15 protein-coding genes are annotated in these 16825 nt (G+C 54.8%); 6 read left to right on the top strand and 9 right to left on the bottom strand.

Annotation, left to right across the window (positions count from 1 at the left end; translation table 11 throughout):
- Positions 1 to 147: 147 nt before the first annotated feature.
- The 3 genes from IEY52_RS25795 to IEY52_RS25785 form a co-directional block, all read right to left on the bottom strand.
- Entirely contained in the window at positions 148 to 357 is a 210-nt protein-coding gene (locus IEY52_RS25795) for a hypothetical protein (protein WP_189009329.1), read from the bottom strand.
- Positions 358 to 478: 121 nt separating this feature from the next.
- Positions 479 to 1885, bottom strand: coding sequence for a glycoside hydrolase family 13 protein (locus tag IEY52_RS25790; protein ID WP_189009326.1), 1407 nt, complete (start codon positions 1883 to 1885; stop codon positions 479 to 481).
- A 93-nt stretch (positions 1886 to 1978) separates the two neighbouring features.
- The gene (locus IEY52_RS25785; protein ID WP_189009323.1) at positions 1979 to 2977 is read right to left on the bottom strand and encodes a LacI family DNA-binding transcriptional regulator; all 999 of its coding nucleotides are present in this window, start codon (positions 2975 to 2977) and stop codon (positions 1979 to 1981) included.
- Between the two features lie 366 nt (positions 2978 to 3343).
- On the opposite strand from IEY52_RS25785, the gene IEY52_RS25780 reads away from it, so the two are divergent.
- The gene (locus IEY52_RS25780; protein ID WP_189009320.1) at positions 3344 to 5692 is read left to right on the top strand and encodes an isoamylase; all 2349 of its coding nucleotides are present in this window, start codon (positions 3344 to 3346) and stop codon (positions 5690 to 5692) included.
- A 106-nt stretch (positions 5693 to 5798) separates the two neighbouring features.
- Here the strand turns inward: IEY52_RS25780 and IEY52_RS25775 are convergent, their stop codons facing one another.
- Positions 5799 to 7664: a Tn3 family transposase gene (locus IEY52_RS25775; RefSeq protein WP_189009332.1), complete on the bottom strand. Its 1866-nt coding sequence runs from the start codon at positions 7662 to 7664 to the stop codon at positions 5799 to 5801.
- A gap of 3 nt (positions 7665 to 7667) precedes the next feature.
- Positions 7668 to 8861 (bottom strand): DUF4158 domain-containing protein, encoded by a 1194-nt coding sequence (locus tag IEY52_RS25770; RefSeq protein WP_189009317.1) that lies wholly within the window; start codon positions 8859 to 8861, stop codon positions 7668 to 7670.
- Between the two features lie 112 nt (positions 8862 to 8973).
- On the opposite strand from IEY52_RS25770, the gene IEY52_RS25765 reads away from it, so the two are divergent.
- From IEY52_RS25765 to IEY52_RS25755, 3 genes are all read left to right on the top strand, one after another.
- Complete coding sequence (locus tag IEY52_RS25765) at positions 8974 to 9459, top strand: ankyrin repeat domain-containing protein (RefSeq protein ID WP_189009314.1); 486 nt, start codon at positions 8974 to 8976, stop codon at positions 9457 to 9459.
- A gap of 164 nt (positions 9460 to 9623) precedes the next feature.
- The gene (locus IEY52_RS25760; protein ID WP_189009311.1) at positions 9624 to 10088 is read left to right on the top strand and encodes a hypothetical protein; all 465 of its coding nucleotides are present in this window, start codon (positions 9624 to 9626) and stop codon (positions 10086 to 10088) included.
- A gap of 41 nt (positions 10089 to 10129) precedes the next feature.
- Positions 10130 to 10690, top strand: coding sequence for a hypothetical protein (locus IEY52_RS25755; protein WP_189009308.1), 561 nt, complete (start codon positions 10130 to 10132; stop codon positions 10688 to 10690).
- 128 nt (positions 10691 to 10818) lie between these two features.
- Here IEY52_RS25755 and IEY52_RS25750 read toward each other — a convergent pair whose 3' ends face one another.
- Positions 10819 to 11772, bottom strand: coding sequence for a tyrosine-type recombinase/integrase (locus IEY52_RS25750; RefSeq protein WP_189009305.1), 954 nt, complete (start codon positions 11770 to 11772; stop codon positions 10819 to 10821).
- Between the two features lie 302 nt (positions 11773 to 12074).
- On the opposite strand from IEY52_RS25750, the gene IEY52_RS25745 reads away from it, so the two are divergent.
- Positions 12075 to 13613: a PD-(D/E)XK nuclease domain-containing ATP-binding protein gene (locus IEY52_RS25745; RefSeq protein ID WP_189009302.1), complete on the top strand. Its 1539-nt coding sequence runs from the start codon at positions 12075 to 12077 to the stop codon at positions 13611 to 13613.
- A gap of 142 nt (positions 13614 to 13755) precedes the next feature.
- On the opposite strand, the gene IEY52_RS25740 is transcribed toward IEY52_RS25745, so the two are convergent.
- The 3 genes from IEY52_RS25740 to IEY52_RS25730 all read right to left on the bottom strand — a co-directional run bounded on the left by IEY52_RS25740 (position 13756) and on the right by IEY52_RS25730 (position 16318).
- Positions 13756 to 14358: a hypothetical protein gene (locus IEY52_RS25740; RefSeq protein ID WP_189009299.1), complete on the bottom strand. Its 603-nt coding sequence runs from the start codon at positions 14356 to 14358 to the stop codon at positions 13756 to 13758.
- Positions 14359 to 14365: 7 nt separating this feature from the next.
- Positions 14366 to 15055 (bottom strand): polymorphic toxin-type HINT domain-containing protein, encoded by a 690-nt coding sequence (locus IEY52_RS25735; RefSeq protein ID WP_189009296.1) that lies wholly within the window; start codon positions 15053 to 15055, stop codon positions 14366 to 14368.
- A gap of 81 nt (positions 15056 to 15136) precedes the next feature.
- The gene (locus IEY52_RS25730) at positions 15137 to 16318 is read right to left on the bottom strand and encodes a tyrosine-type recombinase/integrase (RefSeq protein ID WP_189009293.1); all 1182 of its coding nucleotides are present in this window, start codon (positions 16316 to 16318) and stop codon (positions 15137 to 15139) included.
- Positions 16319 to 16426: 108 nt separating this feature from the next.
- On the opposite strand from IEY52_RS25730, the gene IEY52_RS25725 reads away from it, so the two are divergent.
- A partial coding sequence (locus IEY52_RS25725; protein ID WP_189009290.1) for a helix-turn-helix domain-containing protein occupies positions 16427 to 16825 on the top strand: 399 nt, incomplete at its 3' end.

Here is a 16825-nt window from a genome sequence, read left to right as displayed (position 1 = left end):
AAATCCAGCAGTACGAGAAAGAAATTGGCTTTGATGAACTCGACCCCACCGAGTTTGTGCAAAACCCCGAAGTGCCCAGAGCGAAACCAGAGGCATAAAGGCATCAAAAAAGGCAGAACCTGGGGTTCTGCCTTTTTTGATAAAGGTTCACGCTCGGGTGCTTCTGGACCTGAACGGGGTTTTTCTGAGGGGTTGCGTGGGGTGCTTGAGTTCTGCGGCTTCATCGCGGCAGCGGTCCAGGCAAACAGACCACTCTTCAACGGTTCTGAGTCCCGATGAAATGGCCTGATCTGGACTGTTGAATCCTGTTCCCCGTAAAAATTCTCGTTTGGCACGCTCAAGAACAGATTCACTCATGACTCAATTGTACCACGTCCAATCTTCAGTCAGATGAGGCGCCATTCACGCAAACCCACTGCATCCACCTGGTTTTCGCAGCCAGTCCTGTTTTGCTGGCTGCTTCTTTCTTGAATGGACATTAAACCAGCACGGGATTTGCAGGCGTCTCAGACTTCACTTCAGTGAACACCAGCGATGTGCGAGGGGCCAGGCTCCTGAGGTGGAGTTTGCCATTGCGCACGGAAAAACTGCATCCAGTGAGGCTTTCCATCAGGGTCTGGTCTGGAGCGTCAAAAGGCAGGGTGATGTCCCGTTCCATGTGGGTGCAGTTGATCAACACGTAGGTGCTCTGGCCGTTTTCGGTGCGGCGGTACCACACCACCCGGTCATCGGCGTGCAGGAATTCCAGGGTGCCCTGTCGCAATTCTGGCTGGGTCTTGCGAAGCTGGATCAGGGAAGCAATGTGCTGGTACAGGCTTCTGTTCCAGTGTTCTTCCTGCCAGACCATGCCTTTGCGGCATGCTGGATCGTGGCCCCCGTTCAGGCCCACCTCGTCTCCGTAATAGACCATGGGTGCACCAGGAAAAGTCATCAGCAGGGTGTAAAGCAGTTTGACAGTCTGCTCTCTGTCTCTGGCCTCGGTGAGCACGCGGGGGGTGTCGTGGGAGCCCAGCAGGGTCAGCATGGCCTTTTCGTGCGCTGCAGGCAGGCGGTTTCTGAGGGTCTGCACAGCCTGCACAAAAGCCTGTGCATTGATCCCGTCATGCACAGCCAGCCCGAACCACAGATCCTTGAGGGTGTAGTGCATCACGCCATCGAAAGTGTCACCTTGCAGGTAAGAGAAGGGGTCCCGCCATTCTTCGGCCACCAGGTAAGCTTCGGGGTACTGGGATTTGACGGCTTCGCGCAGGCGCTGCCAGAGCAAGAAATCGGCCTCGAAGGCCACATCCATGCGCCAGCCGTTCACACCCAGAGACAGCCAGTACAGGGTCACCTGAATGAAGTAATCCTGCACGTCTTTCTCACTGGTGTTGAGTCTCGGCATGCTGCCGTGGTTGCCAAAGGTGGCGTAATTGGCGTAAGGGGTGTGGGTGAGGGGAAAACTGTAGGGCGTGAACCAGTGGCGGTACCTGGATTCCTCGCCGTGTTGAAGCAAATCCTGAAAAGGGGCAAACAGAGTGCTGCAGTGGTTGAAAACCCCATCCAGAATGACTTTCAGATTCAGCTGGTGGGCGGCGTCCAGCAAGTCCTTGAAGTCCTGCAGCGTTCCCAGTGCGGGGTCAATCAGGAAGTAATCTTCGGTGTCGTAGCGGTGGTTGGTGCCCGCTTTGAAGATGGGGTTGAGGTAAATGGCTGTGCATCCCAGGTTTGCGATGTGCTGCAGTTTGCTCTGGATGCCTTTCAGGTCCCCTCCGGTGAAGGTGTGACCTTGCGGTGCGCTGTTCCAGGGCACTGTGTCTCTCGGATTGAGGCTGGAACCACTGTTGCAGAAGCGGTCTGGAAAGATCTGGTAGAAGATGGCGTCCTGAATCCAGTTGGGGGTCATGGTGCTCCTTGGGGCATGAAAAGGGGCCAGAACCTCTGTGAGGTTCCTGGGGATGAATTGAATTTTGAGCTTGGTCAACTCAGGTGGTGCTGCTCAGGTGGTGCTGCGAACTTTCAGGATGGGCTCAAACTGCACGCTGCGCACAGGCAAATCCGGGTTTTCGATGCGTTCCATCAGCATCTGGGCCAGGGTGTGACCCATTTCTTCCACGGGCTGGTGCAGGGTGGTGAGGCCCAGGTCCTGCGCCTGCGGTTCGTCGTCAAAGCCCACAATCCGCACATCGTCTCCGAGGGTCAGTCCGGCCAGACGCACTTCTTCGATGAGGCCGTAGGCAAAGAAATCACAGGTGGTGAACACATTGATTTTGCCTTTGCGTTCTTGCAACAACAGGCGGGCGGTTTCACGCACACTGCGCATGGTGAAGGCACTGGTGTACAGCTGGTCTTCCTCGAAGCGGAGGCCCGCTTCTTGCTGGGCTTTCTGGAAGCCTTTGACCCGCTGGGCAAAAACCCCGCTGGTGAAAGGGGTGTCAAAAAGTTCTTCCACGTTGATCACGAAAGTTTCAGCCGGGCGTTCCTGCAGGTGCATTCCAGCAAGGTAGCCACCGAGTTCGTTGTTGATGGTCACGTTGTCGAAATTGGGGGTGGAAATGTCCAGCACCACTGCGGGCAAACCCTGAATGCTGAAGAGGTTTTCGTACAGGTGGTTGGGGTTCAGGGAGGCGAACACCAGACCGTCGGTGTGGTAGGGGAGGGCGGAGGGGTCCTGGTAACGGGACAGTCGGCGCTCAGAGAGCAGGGGGTAAACGCCAGCGTCGTATTCGTATTCTTCTAAGGTTTCGTCGATGCTGTTGAGCAGGCGGTTGTAAAAATCACTTCCGGTGATGGGCAGGATCACGCTGATGCTGCGGGTCTTTCCGGTGCGGAAGTTCTTGGCGGCCCGGTCCGGCACGTAACCGAGCTCCTGAATGGTGTTCAGAATGCGGGCTTTGGTTTCCGGAAGGATGTTGGGGTGGTTGTTGATGGCCCGTGACACCGTGCTGGGTTGCACTCCGGCGTGTCTGGCAACGTCTTTGATGGTGATTTTGGCCATGTTGTTTTCATGGTACTGGATCTCCTTCCCGAAAGGGATGTTTTCTCATGGAATCGTTGCCATGGGTCATGGATTTCACTGTAGGTCAGGCCACCCCTGCTGTCAAGCAGGGGTTTTCTCTGGGGTGCCCCTTGTCCGCCCTGGAAGACCCCTCAAAAACAACCGATGAAACGCAAAAACACAGCTTTTTTCGACCGAGACGAAGCTTTTCTGTAAACAAATCCACCTAGACAATTGCATGGTCACGTGTTGGAACCGCTTCCTTTTGGTGCTAAGGTGACCCTGATCCAAAAAACCCAGGCTGCCCCTCAAAGGGAAGGTCTTTCTGTTCCCTTTCAGCAAGGCAGCCAATCCAGGAGCGTATTGATGCGATACTTTGTTCTCGGTTTGTCTCTGATGCTGTCCCTTGCCGCCTGCTCCACCCCCACCCCTCCCAGCGAAGTGAAAACCCAGTTTCTGAACCCCACAGGAATGGGCGCGCGCTACACCGATTCCACGGGCAACAACACCGGCACCACCCACATCACCTTCCGGGTGTGGTCTTCGCGGGCCACCCACATGGAAGTGTACCTGTATGCAAATCCCGCTGGCACCGATGAAAACACCAGGTACACCCTGAATCAGGACGGGCATTTCTGGAAAGTCACAGTGCCTGTTTCCAGCCTGAATGCTGCAGGCATCACAGGCGCGGTGTACTACGGTTACCGCGCCTGGGGTCCCAACTGGAATTACGATCCGAACTGGACCAGAGGCAGTGGTGCTGGTTTTGTCTCGGATGTGGATGCACAAGGCAACCGTTTCAACCCCAACAAACTCCTGCTGGACCCTTATGCGCTGGAGGTCAGCCATGACCAGCACAGCACCACATCGGGCAATTACCTGGATTTTGCCTACGCTTCTGGCCCGGACCACCGCTACGAGGACTCGGGCAGGGTGGCCCCCAAAGGCATCGTGCTGAACACCGACACCAGCAGTTATGGCACCAAACCCACCCGTGCCCTCAAAGACGACATCGTCTATGAAGTGCATCTGGCCGGGTTCACCAAAGGGAATTCTGGCGTTCCCAGTTGCAAAGGCACTTACTACGGGGTCACCCAGAATGCCGAATACCTGAAAACCCTGGGCATCACCGCCGTGGAGTTCCTGCCCGTGCAGGACACCGACAACGACAGCAACGACGTGAACGATGCAACCTCCAGCCGCTCTGCCACCAGCACCAGTGGCGACAACTACTGGGGCTACTGGCACCTGAACTACTTCGCACCAGACCGCAAATACAGCTGTAACACCCTTCCAGGTGAACCCACCCGCGAATTCAAAGAGATGGTCAAAGCCTTGCATGACCGGGGAATCAAAGTGATCCTGGACATGGTTTACAACCACACCGGAGAAGGCGGCACCTGGGGCAGGGCAGACACCGCTCCCATCAACAATTACCGGGGTCTGGACAACAGTGCCTATTACGTGCTGACCGACGACAAACAGGGCTACCTGGATGTGACCGCCACGGGCAACACCTTCAACACCCACCACCCGGTGGCCCAGCAGTTGATCATCGACTCCCTGGCCTACTGGAAAGACGAAATGGGTGTGGATGGCTTCCGTTTTGACCTCGCCTCTGTGCTGGGCAACAGCTGTGAGGTGGGCTGCTACAAATACGACAAACTGGATGCTGGAACTGCGCTGAACAAAATTGTGGCCAGCATTCCCACCCGGCCCGAAACAGGTGGAAATGGGGTGGATTTGATTGCCGAACCCTGGGCGGTGGGAGACGGCACCTACCAGGTGGGCAACTTCCCCTGGGGCTGGAGCGAATGGAACGGACAGTACCGCGACCACCTCAGAAAAGACCAGAACAAATTGGGCTCTGAAAACATCACCCCTGGCATGCTCTCCAGACGGTTTGCAGGTTCAGCGGACCTCTTTCAGGACGATGGCCGCAAACCCTGGAACAGCATCAATTATGTGGCTGCACACGACGGCCTGACCCTCAAAGACGTGTATTCCTGCAACGGCAAAAACAACGATCAGGCCTGGCCCAATGGCCCCAGCGATGGCGGCGAAAATCACAACGACAGCTGGGACCAGGGCAACATTGCCACCGACCAGCGCAAAGCTGCCCGAAACGCCATGGCCCTGATGATGCTGAGCGCTGGAACCCCCATGTTCACGGGTGGAGATGAATTCCTGCGCAGCCAGGGGTGCAACAACAACGCTTACAACCTGGATTCGGTCGCCAACTGGCTGAATTACACCCTTTCCAGCGACCAGCAGAACTTCAAAACCTTCACCCAGAACATGATTCAGTTCAGGAAAGCCCACCCTGCCCTGCGTCCTGCCAACTTTTACGGTTTCACCGACAACAACGGCAACGGGCTGGAACAACACCAGACCTTCAAGGCAGATGGGACTGTTGCAGACAGCGCTTTTCTGGACGATGCCAGCCAGAATGCTTTCGCTTACCGGATTGATGCCAGCGAGTTCGGAGAAACCGCCATCACGGGAATCTATGTGGCCTACAACGGCTGGTCCGATCAGGTGAATTTCACCCTGCCTTACCCTGGAAGTGGCAAAAACTGGCACTGGGTCACCGACACCTGCACCTGGGCTGAAGGGGCCAGTCAGGTGGACCTGAATGCCACCACCAATGTGGGGGTCCAGGGCAGCGTCTACTCGGTGTGCGCCAGAGGGTTGCTGGTGCTGGTCAGCAAGTAGGGTGAATGCCAAGATTAAAGGCACTCACCCTTTTTCCGTCTGGGATGCAATTCCGCTTGTTTTGATGGTACGGAAACCCGTCAAAACCCCACCCTTTACCGGACTTTTATTTCCGAACGGGTTTCGGTACCCGCTCCATTGTCGACTTTTGACCCACCAGAGAACGGAAACTCCCCGCTGCAGGGAGATTCTCCGACCGCCACACGTAATCCCCCGTCAAAATCAGGTGCTCATACCCCAGCGGTGAAACCCGTTTGAGGACCTCTTCCGGCACCTTGATCCCTTCGCTGGCCAGATGGTCAATCACCCGCTGCAGATACACGGTGTTCCACGCTGAGATGATCGCCGCCAGCAGGTTCAACCCACTGGCCCGCTTGGTCTGCCCTGCGAAGCTCAGGTTCCGCACTTCCCCCAGGTTGTTGAAGAACAGCACCTTCTTCAGTTTGTTGAGGGCCTCCCCTTTGTTCAGGTTCCAGTTCGCCCTGCGCCGCAGCTCAGGGTCCTTCCACCAGGACAGCATAAACAGGGTGCGGTAGTACTTCCCCAATTCGGTGATGGCTCTGAAGAGGCTGTTTTTGCAGCTGAACGAGGTCAGCTTCGCCAGAATGGCAGAGGCCGTCACATGGCCTGTCCGGATGGAGGTGACCACCCGCAGGATCTCCTGCCAGTTTTCCTCGATCAGTTGCAGGTCCAGTTTGCCTCCCACCGTGCCCTGCAGGGAGGTGAAAGTCATTTTCTCCGGGGTGAAGATCTTGTGGTCCCGCATGCCTTTGATCCTGGGAGTGAAGCGGAACCCCAGCAAGTGGGTGATCGCGAAAACAGCGTCCGTGAACCCGTGGGTGTCGGTGGTGTGTTCTTCAATGCGCAGGTCGCTCTGGTGGTACAGGAGGCCATCCAGGATGTGCAAAGCGTCCCGGTCGGTGCTGGCAATGACTTTGACAAAGAAGGGGGAATATTGGTCAGAAACGTGGGTGTAGAAGGTCACCCCGGGTTCCCGGCCATACCTGCGGTTGAAGGTTCCTGTACCTTCTGCTTTCTGGGTGGTCTTGAAACGCTGGCCATCCGAAGAAGAATGGGTGCCCGGTCCCCAGTGCAGTGAAAGGGGCTGGGCGTGCTGAAAGTTGGTGAGTTCTGAAAGGGCCGCCAGGTACGTGTCTTCTCTGACATACCACTCATGCATCCAGATCAGCTTTTTCACCTCGTTGTGGTTGGAGGCACGGGCCATCTTTTCCAGACCCAGGTTGGTGCCCTCCGCCAGAATCACGCTGAACAGCATGTGCACGTCTTCGACCGTGTTCCCCTGGGTCATGTGGGTGAAGACCTTCGAGAGATGGATCCAGTTTTCCACCTCCAGCAGAAGGTCGGTGATTTTGACCTGTGGGAAGAACGAGTACAGAAACGTTGACCATTTCTCGGCCAGGTCTGCCAGCTCCACATCCCGTTTGATGGGTTCCACCACCACCGTGCCCTCTTCAAGACGCACCTCGGGCAGCAAACCTGCCTCCAATGCCTCATTTACCGCCACCAGGTCTTCCCGCAGGAGCGGGCCCCGCTCCGCCCAGAAATCAGAGAAGCGGGATTCCACCAACAGGGGGAAGGTCCTGAGCTGGTTCTGCCAGCTGTCTTTCGGCAACAGGTAATCTTCAAAGTCGCAGAACTTGCGGCTCTTCTCCACAAAGACATCCCCGGACCTCAGGCGATCGGAGAGCACATCCAGCACGCACATCTCGTAGTAGGTGCGGTTCACCCCATTCTTCTCGAACACGAACTTCTCAAAGCGACCCCGCACAAACGACACCGGGACAGGGTCCGTGAGCTTGCGCTTGTTTCTGGTCTCCGGGTTGCTGTTCAGGCCCCTCAGGAGGTCGATGGCTTTCAGCACATCCTGGTGGCTGGGGGTGGCCTGGAACCTGAAGGCATCCAGAAAGGCAGGGGTGTACTTCCGCAGTTTGGTGTATTGCTTCGGGAGCAGGTGTTAACTGTCCAGCACCTGGGTTTCGGTGATCTTCTGGCCCTCATCCATGACCCGGATCAGGTCTTCCCATTTGACCAGCCCCTCTATCTTCGGCAGAGGGTTCTCGCCGGTCTGTTTGGCTTCCAACAGGATTTTCCCGATGGTGTAGGTCAAATTTAGGGATTCCAGGATCGGTTCCCTGGCCTGCAGGATGCTTTTCAGGTGGTCCGTTTCACACTTGTTGAACACGCCCAGCATCAGTTTGCGGTGGTCTTCCAGCACCCGGTCGGTCAGGGTCCGCTCCAGGTCCATCAGCATCACGCTGAGGGTGGCTGTCCGACGGACCGGCTCGAAATCCCTGAGCTGGTAGGTTTCCAGCACCCTGGATTCCCGGGTGAGCTTCTCCAGCCGGTTCCTGGCAATGAAAGTGCTGGGCTGCCACGGCAAAGGGAGCTTCCTGAGCTCCTCCAGCCGCTTCAAGTTCTCCAGCATGGTGCTGACGCTGGCCTGGGTGTGGGTCTCCCTGAGCCACCCCAGCCGGGTGCCCAGTCCGTTGCGGTATTCGGGGTCGGGTTCCAACACGGCTTCCAGTTGCTGAAAGTCTGTTTCCCGGAGGGTGAAGTTGAGGAGCTGAAAGGCAAACTGCCGGGCATACTGTAACGCTTCGGTGATCATCCCTTCCAGCACGGTGATTTTTGGCATCAGGATTCGCTTCTCCACCAACAATGGCAGCAGCTCTGCCATCAGGGGAAAGGCGTTGTCGATGTGGCGGGTTTTCTGGTAGAGCAGGTCCAGCAAATCCCTTCTGTGGTGAATCCCAAACGACTCGAAGCCCAGGTGTTCTTTGACCCGCTGCACATGGGGGCGGTGCTGCTTCTTGCAGTGGATCAGGTAGGTGCCGTAATCCGCTGCTTGACATCCAATCTGGCCTGCGACCTCCTGCAACACCACCTCTGGGACCATCATGTGTAGGGCATTGCGGCCCAGGTGACGCATCACCGTGATCAAAACCCCCAGCCCGAGTTGCTCAGAAGGTGTCTTTGCCTGCTGAATGACCTGCAAGTCGGAGCGGAGGAGCTGGTAGTGCCTGCCAAGCAGGAAGTCGTCCAGCTCTGGGAACTTCAGGAACTCGTGCCGCTGGGTGGAAGTCAGCAACTGGGTGGGAGGAAGGGGTGATCTGGTCTGGACAGCGGGATCAACAGGGTTCTGAGTCATGAGGGTTCCATCATGGCAAAAGTGCCCTCTGAGAGATCTGCAAATGGTTTATCCTGAAGGCGAGAGGGTGCCCATGTGCCACGTTGCAGGGGGATTGAAAATGGACCAGGACATGATCAGAGCCAGGGAACGAAACCTCAAAGAAGTGCTGGCTGGAAAACAGGCAGATCCCCTAGAGCTGGCTGCAGCTTTGTATGAAGCAGCCTGGCAGCAGGACATCGAGGCGGTGCGTTTTATTCTGGGTGCTGGGGTCGACGTGAACCAATTCTTGGATGAAGCTCACGGTACCGCCCTGCATGTGGCCATCGAGCAGGACAACCTGGAAATCACCCAGATGCTGCTGGATGCTGGAGCAGACCCGAACACCATGAGCTATGGCTGTACTGCTGTGCAGCACGCAGTGGACATCACCTGTGATGGCGCATGGCAAGCAGGAGAAGAACCCACCCTGGACCTGATCCGGTTGCTGATCAGTCGGGGTGCAGATCCTGAGCGGCAAAATCAGTTTGGAAAAAGTGCCCGGGACTGGGCAAGACAGTATGCCTACCAGGATGCTCTGGATTTGTTCGACACGGTGCCTCCAGACCCTTCGGAATAGGTCGTTTCTCCGTTCCCCTCAGCCACCTGCTACGCCATAAGGTCAGCTGTTGAGCAGGAAGAAGCTTCCTATACTGGTGCAAGGACTTATGGGGTCACATGGACATTCAACGGAAAAATTTTCACCATTTGATGCCTCAAGTAGAGCGTTTTTTGCGAGAAGACATGGAGGCACCGCTGTCCTGGGTGCTCACCGTGATCCGCGAGCCCAGTTTTGAGCGACATGAGCGGTTTGATGTGCTTTGGGACGGCCAGGACGTCTTTGAGGGCAGGTGCCGGTACTGGGATCTGGCCTATGACATGGAACGCATGGAGCAGTACTACGATGGACTGTCAGGACAGGAACGCCTCCGGGAACGCTACAAACCCAGGGAATGGTCTCCAACTTTGGAAGAAAAGCGTGCAGAGCTGCCAGTTGATGCAGGCAGAGCTTTGCTGGAGAGCTTGAAGACCAGCCTGGTGACATTTCCAGTGGTCACCCAAAACCATGCCATGGTGGATGGCACTCGCATGACCCTGGTGATCCGGGCTGGCACAGGCCTACAGCTCAGTGCCGTGTGGGATGAAGGACAGCATCTGGAACTTGATCAGCTCGCCAACAAGGTTCAAGGGCTTTTTCTGGTTCTGTAGGAGGATGAAAACGTGTGTTGGATGCTTACCAGGAGCTGGGCATGGATGAATGGGTAGGGAACTGGGTGACGTGTGTCCGGACTGGCAATCGACCGGGTACCCTGACCAAAGGCAAAAAATACCAGGTTTTAAAGGTAAAACCTGATGGGTCTTGCCTGCGCCTCAAGGGGGACAATGATCGGCACCAGTGGTACCAGACCAGCAACTTTGACCTGACTGGTGGAACGGCTGTCCTGCTTGAAAAAGTCCACTTGCAATACCCCATTTCAAATCCTCTGGATGACCTGATTGAGGTCAATCTGGAATTCTCCGATGGCAGTTGGAGGTGGTGTTATTGCGCAACACCTCAGTATCTGGTTCGTCTGCTGGCGAGCAAAATGGAGGTGGGTCGTCCCACAGGAGATGAGGTGCTTCAGACCAGCACGGGACAGCTCTTCAGCCACCTTTACATTCCCGAGGTTATTTTTCTGTCCAGCCTTTCAGAAGAGGCCATCTGGTTGACCCTGAAGTACATGGATAACCAGGGGGAATTGCAGGCTGCGTCAAAGCCCTGCAATGAAGTGGACTGGGAAGAACCTGAAGATTCTTCAGATGATGCTTGAACACCCCATGACGTAGAAAGAGGGTGCAGATTCAGAATTCACGGCTGGAACGTTGAAGTTCCAGCCAAAAAAACGTCTATCTGCTTGCATAAACCGTAGATATAGACCGATAAACATTTCCCTCAGGGCTACCCTCGGGGCTTCTCAGCCAGGAGGGTTTTCAGGGGCAAAGCCCCTTCCCGACGCTGTTCTTCGTACACATGCGTGTACACCCGCAGGGTCAAGCTGGCATCCTTGTGGCCCAGCCGTTCTGCTACCACCTTGATCGGCACCCCATGACGCACCAGCAAAGAGGCTGCTGTGTGCCGCAGGTCATGAAACCGAATCATTGGCACCCCGGCTGCCACCATCAATTTCTTGAAGATTTTGAGCAGGTTGTTGGGCACCTGAAATGTTCCCCTCTTTGAAGGAAACACCAGGCCCTCTTCTCCAGCCTGCTGTGGTTCTTTCTTCGAAGGTGCCTCTTTTTGCATTCTTCGGTGGTCTTGCAACACCTGCAGGGTGTCCTCAGCAAGCACAATTCTGCGTTTGCTGCTCAGGGTTTTGGGATCACTCAAAACAGCTCTGGACCCTTCCTGCACCAGGCTGCAGGTTACCCACAATTCACCCCGGGCGAAATCAATGTCCTGCCAGTGCAATCCCAGCAGTTCACCTCGCCGCATGCCAGAAGTGATCGCCAGGTGAAACAGGGCATACCTTGCCGGGGCGTGCTGCTGGCAAAAGTTCAAGAAAGCAGAGGTCTGTTCAGCGGTCCAGACCTGCATTTCCCGTTGACCCTTCAGTGGAGCTTTGATGCGCGACGCTGGGTTCCAGGTAAGGAGTTGCCAGTCTACTGCCTGTCCCAGGGCCACTTTGAGTACCCTCAGGGCAGCTTTCAGCAGGGCCGGACTGGACCCTTTGGAAATGAGCGAGAGCATCACCCCCTCCAGGTGGAGAGGACTGAGCCCCTTCAAGTGCAGCCCACTGACCTGCAAGGAAAGTAAATGGAGCCGAACCATCCGTTCGTAGTCCAACCAGGTCTTGGCCTTCACCCGGTGCTTCTTCACCTTCAGCCAGGTTTCCAGGAAGGTTCCCAGGGTCATGTGCTGGAGGTCATGGAGTTGGAGATCAAATGCCTCTGGTAGCTCCGGAAGGCCTTTTGCAGGCTTTTGATGCTCTGCCAGCCAAGTTTCAGCCTGCTGTGCTGAGGTAAAGGTGGCTGATTTTCGCATCTGCTTTCCCTGAGCGTCCCTGTGGGTGATGCTGGCAATCCAGCGTCCATCTTTGTGCACCAGGCTGCCGGTTCCTTTTCTGCGTCTGCTCATCGATTCACTCACTTTCTGCCTGTGAAAGGCAGAAAAAGTACGCTGAGAAACGGCAAACCATGAGGTGTTAAACTAGGCTCATGCAGCTTCCGATTGGCATTCAGGACTTCCAGAAACTCCGGGAAGGGGGTTATGTGTATGTGGACAAGACACAGCACATGATGCCTTTCGTTCAGGGGGGATATTATTTTTTCTCCCGTCCCAGACGTTTTGGAAAGTCATTGACCCTCACCACCCTCAAAGCTCTGTTTGAGGGTCAGAAGCACCTCTTTGAAGGTTTATGGATTCATGACCAGCATGATTTTGAGCCACGTCCTGTTCTACACCTGAATTTCTCGGGGATCGACTCCAGGAGCCTGCCACTCGCTACAGGCATCCTCAAACACTTACAGAGGGAGGCAGGGAAGCAAGGTCTGACGCTGGACCTGAGCAGCCCCAGTGAAGCGTTTCAGGACCTTGTGGTGCAACTGGCCAAGAAGGGCAAAGTGGTGCTCCTGATCGATGAGTACGACAAACCCCTGGTGGATTTTCTGGACGATGCAGAGAAACTGAAAGAGCATCAGAATCTGCTCAAAAGCGTGTATGGGACCATCAAGGGGCTGGACGAGCACTTGCACCTGGTGATCCTGACGGGGGTTTCCAGGTTTGGAAAACTGAGCCTGTTCAGTGACCTCAACAACCTTTACGACGCCACACTCGATCCCCGGTTCAGCGAGCTATGTGGCTACACCCGCGAAGAACTTCAGAGAAAATTTGCTGACCATCATGGTCGGGCACAGGAACACTTGAAGATGGAGCCTGCGCCTTACTGGGAGATGGTGAGGCGCTGGTACAACGGCTATTCCTGGGATGGTCAGTGCAAGGTGTATTGCCCCTTTAGCATGTTGGTCTTTTTGCAAAACCCTGGATTCAAGGGCTATTGGTACGAAACCGGAACCCCCACCTTCCTGCTCAAATTGGTTCGGCAAGAAGCCTACACTCCGTTTGAATTTGAAGATTTTACAGCTCCAGGATCGGTGTTGACCACTGCAAGCATGGACCAGATGAGCCCGATCAGTTTGATGTTTCAGACAGGTTATTTGACCATCAAAAACATTGAACACACCGCTGGCGGGACACTTTACGATCTGACGTATCCCAATGAGGAAGTGCGGCAGGCGTTCAGCCAGGGGCTGCTCAATGAGTACATTCAAAGACCCCAGTACAGTGAAATTCTGGGGGTCAGGCTGCATGCAGCTCTGGAAAAACAGAACTGGGATGCCTTCTTTGCCCAGGTGAACACCACCCTGGCCGGGGTGCCCTATGAGATTTTCCCCAGGAAAGAAGCTTTTTTTAATTCCCTGATGCACCTGATGCTGATGTCGACTGGACTGCCCACCCTGAGTCAGGTGCAAACCAGCAAGGGGCGAATGGACACGGTGATTGAACTTGAGAAGCAAGTGTTCATTTTTGAATTCAAACTGGACGGCACCGCTCAGGAAGCCCTGGAACAGATCAAAGGGGCTGGATACGGAGAAAAGTACCTGGGCAAACAGGTGGTGATGGTGGGGGTCAATTTCGATTCTGCCAGCAAAAGCGTGTCTGAGTGGGGGGCTGAGACTTTGCTGGCTGGTCCCTGAGCACCAGAAGTTTCTCCAGAATCGCACCACTGGTCGGCTGAACCTCAGTCCACAGCCGGGAACTCCACCGACTGGAGGTCGGCTGGATCTTCGGCTGTGGGCAAAGGAAGAAGCCCTCCCGTTGCAGGGAGGGCCTTCTGATCTATAATGATTTCCTTCTAGCTTTCTCTTCATTACTAAGGGGGATCCAGATACCATTCTTGTTGTCGAATTCTATAGTAGATCTTTCATCCTCAACAAATAGCGGATTGTTATCAAGTATCCTTCTGAGGGCATCATCAATGTTTATTCCTATGGGATACAACACTTCATTTGAGAAATCCCCGCCATAAATTATTCCGTTAACATCGGCAAGGATGTCCTCAAAGTAGCCAAGCTTTACAGAATAACCAAGACAATCGAGTTCCATTCCCAATAGCTTGGAGAATCTCTGTTGTCGCTCTGTTCTGGGGTATCGTCGGTCATCAATATGATAATCGAATACAATAATAGGAATCTCGGAGAAGTAATCATACATACCACTGGTACTAGTGACATACTGGACATATTCATCAATCTGTGCTATTTCGGATTCTGGATCCATCGGAACGATCATCCCAGCATAGACTCTAAATGAATCCTGATTATTCTGGAATTTAATGAATTCGACAGACCTATCAATAGCTCTACCTCTCCAGCTTCTGCCAGAGAAATGTCCAGCAAGCCTCTTTAGAAGTCTATTGAAATGATCACTTTGGTTATTCATTGCCACCTCACTTCTTCTTGGGGTACATAGAGCCCACTTTAGGCTCAAGCTTCTGGCAGTAGGGACATGCAGGCTTAGGAACTATGTTTCCAGAGGCCAGTTCTCCTGGCTGGAAAGTGTACATTTGATAATCCTGCAAGTTTATCTTCCTCGCGGGATTTGCTCCATTCATAGCATTATTAAGAGCACCGAATTCTGAACAATTCCCGCATTGATATGGCAATTTCTGCTTAGTCTTTGCCGCCGAATCATTGATAAGTCCCTTGATCTTCGGATGCTGCTTGCTGCTCCAAAGTTCTTTTGGGATCCCATAGTACCATTTCCCTGTTTTGGTATCGAACACGGCAGTAACTGATGCTATATCGTTGAGATCAACGCCATCCTTCGCTGCTTGCTCGAGAATGAAGTCTGCTGCATCCTCTGGTCCGCAATTATGCACCAACCAGCCCTGCGTCCCGACGAAGAATGTGTGGGCTTCCTCAACCTCCAGATTGTACATGGTGCGGGCTTCCTGGATGGTGTTGACGTACCGGACCTCACCCAGGGTGCCATCGGCCTGCTTGAGTTTGTCCCCGACCTTCAGGTGTCCTGCCCCGACCCATTTGTCGCTCAGATCCGGGTGGCCTTCGGGTTTGGGTCTGGGTTCAGAGTCTGAACGCTCCGTGACGTAGTTGGAGCGTCCAAATTGGGAGGTCATACAGCAAGGGATTTCGAAATGAAAATGGTGCTACCCGAAGCCCGTAGCACCTCGGTAGCACCCCGGTAGCACCAAAAGCTGCTATCTGGCCTGTTTTGCAGGATCTTTGAGCAGATCATTCAGGGTCAAAGCTGCCTCTTTTCGCTGCTCCTCGTACACATGGGTGTAGACCCTGAGGGTCATGCTGGCATCCTGGTGTCCCAGCCTTTCTGCAACCACTTTGATGGGAATCCCTTGCCGAACCAGCAGGGAAGCGGACGTGTGCCGCAGGTCATGCAGTCTGATTCTGGGCACCCCCGCCAATTGAATCAGTTTGTGGAACACTTTGATCAGGTTAGAGGGCAGCTGAAATCCTCCTCTGGCAGAGGGAAACAGTAGCCCGTTTTCTTCAGGCTTGAGGGCCTTCCAGTGCTTTTCTTCCTGTTCTTGCAGTGCCAGGTGATTTTTTAGCACCTGCACGGTGTCCATAGACAACATGATCCTTCGGTGGCTGGCCTGAGTTTTAGGGTCGCCCAGCAGGGCGCTGGCTCCACACTGCACCAGGCTGAACTTCACTTGCAACTCTTGCCGGTCCAGGTCAACATCCTGCCAGTGCAAACCCAGCAGCTCACCCCTCCTCAGGCCTGTGGTAAGAGCCAGGTAAAACAGGGCGTATAGGCGTGGTTTTTCCACTTTGCAGCACTCCAGAAACGTGCGTACTTCTACAGCGGTCCAGACTTGCATTTTCTGGTGAGGGACTTTGGGAGCTTTTACCCTCAGAACCGGATTGAAACTCAAGAGATTCCAGTCCACTGCCTGATTGAGCGCTGCTTTCAGGGTGCGCAGAACACACCTGGCATGCTTGACGATCTTGCCTGCTGTGATTTCACCGAGCAGCAAGCGTTCCAGATGGAGTGGGGTCAAACTGCCCAGGGTTACGTCAGCCAGCAATGAAACCTTCAGGTGCAGGTGAATGATGCGGTGGTATTCCTGGTGGGTCTTGATCTTGATGTGAGGCTGCCTGAGGCGCAACCATTCCTGCAGGTACTCCAGCACACTGGTTTGCACATTGATGGCAAGGATGGCCTCGTTTCCTGCGGTTGCCTCTCCAGCCACTGGTGGAGTAGTTTGTTCTTCCAGATATCTCTGGGCCTGTTCCAGTGTGGTAAATCGTTTGCTGGCCCTTTTCTGCTTGCCCAACTCGTCTTTCCCAAGGGTGAGGATGACCACGAACTTGCTGCCACGTTGCTGAATGCTGCCGGTGCCGTTTCCACGCTTTGACATGGGTGTCTCCGTTTCTGTCCTGGTGGGACAGGTTCAGCACATCAGCTTCTTGCGTGTTTTGCGGTTTTTGCGTGTTTTGATGTAAAATGGAGAGAAAGGAGGTCTGTCATGACCCACACCCGACATGAACCCATGGCCCTGCTGACCGTGCAAGAAGCTGCAAAAATGCTGCATGTCAGCGATGACACTGTTCGCAGGCAAATCAAAGAAGGGGATCTGGAAGCCGTCCGAATCGGTACCACGCCACAGGGCAGACCCCGTTACCGCATCCCCTCTGCAGCCGTGGAAGAAAAACTGGGACAGAGCACCCTGAAAGCTCCTTCCGCTCTGGAACGTTTGCAGGAAGCCTTCAGCACCCTGACCGAAGAACAGCAGGAAACCCTCATTGCACAGGCTGTGCAGTGGGCCAGAAGCCAGTCCCCAGCTGAACCCCCCAGGGACCGCAAACCAGAACCCAGCAAAGCGGAACTGGACAAGCGTTTTGCAGGTCGCCTGAAGGTCCGGAAG

Source organism: Deinococcus roseus (genome assembly GCF_014646895.1).
GTDB classification, from domain to species: domain Bacteria; phylum Deinococcota; class Deinococci; order Deinococcales; family Deinococcaceae; genus Deinococcus_C; species Deinococcus_C roseus.
Note: the sequence above shows the minus strand (reverse complement) of the source record. Positions and strands in the feature narration are given on the sequence as shown.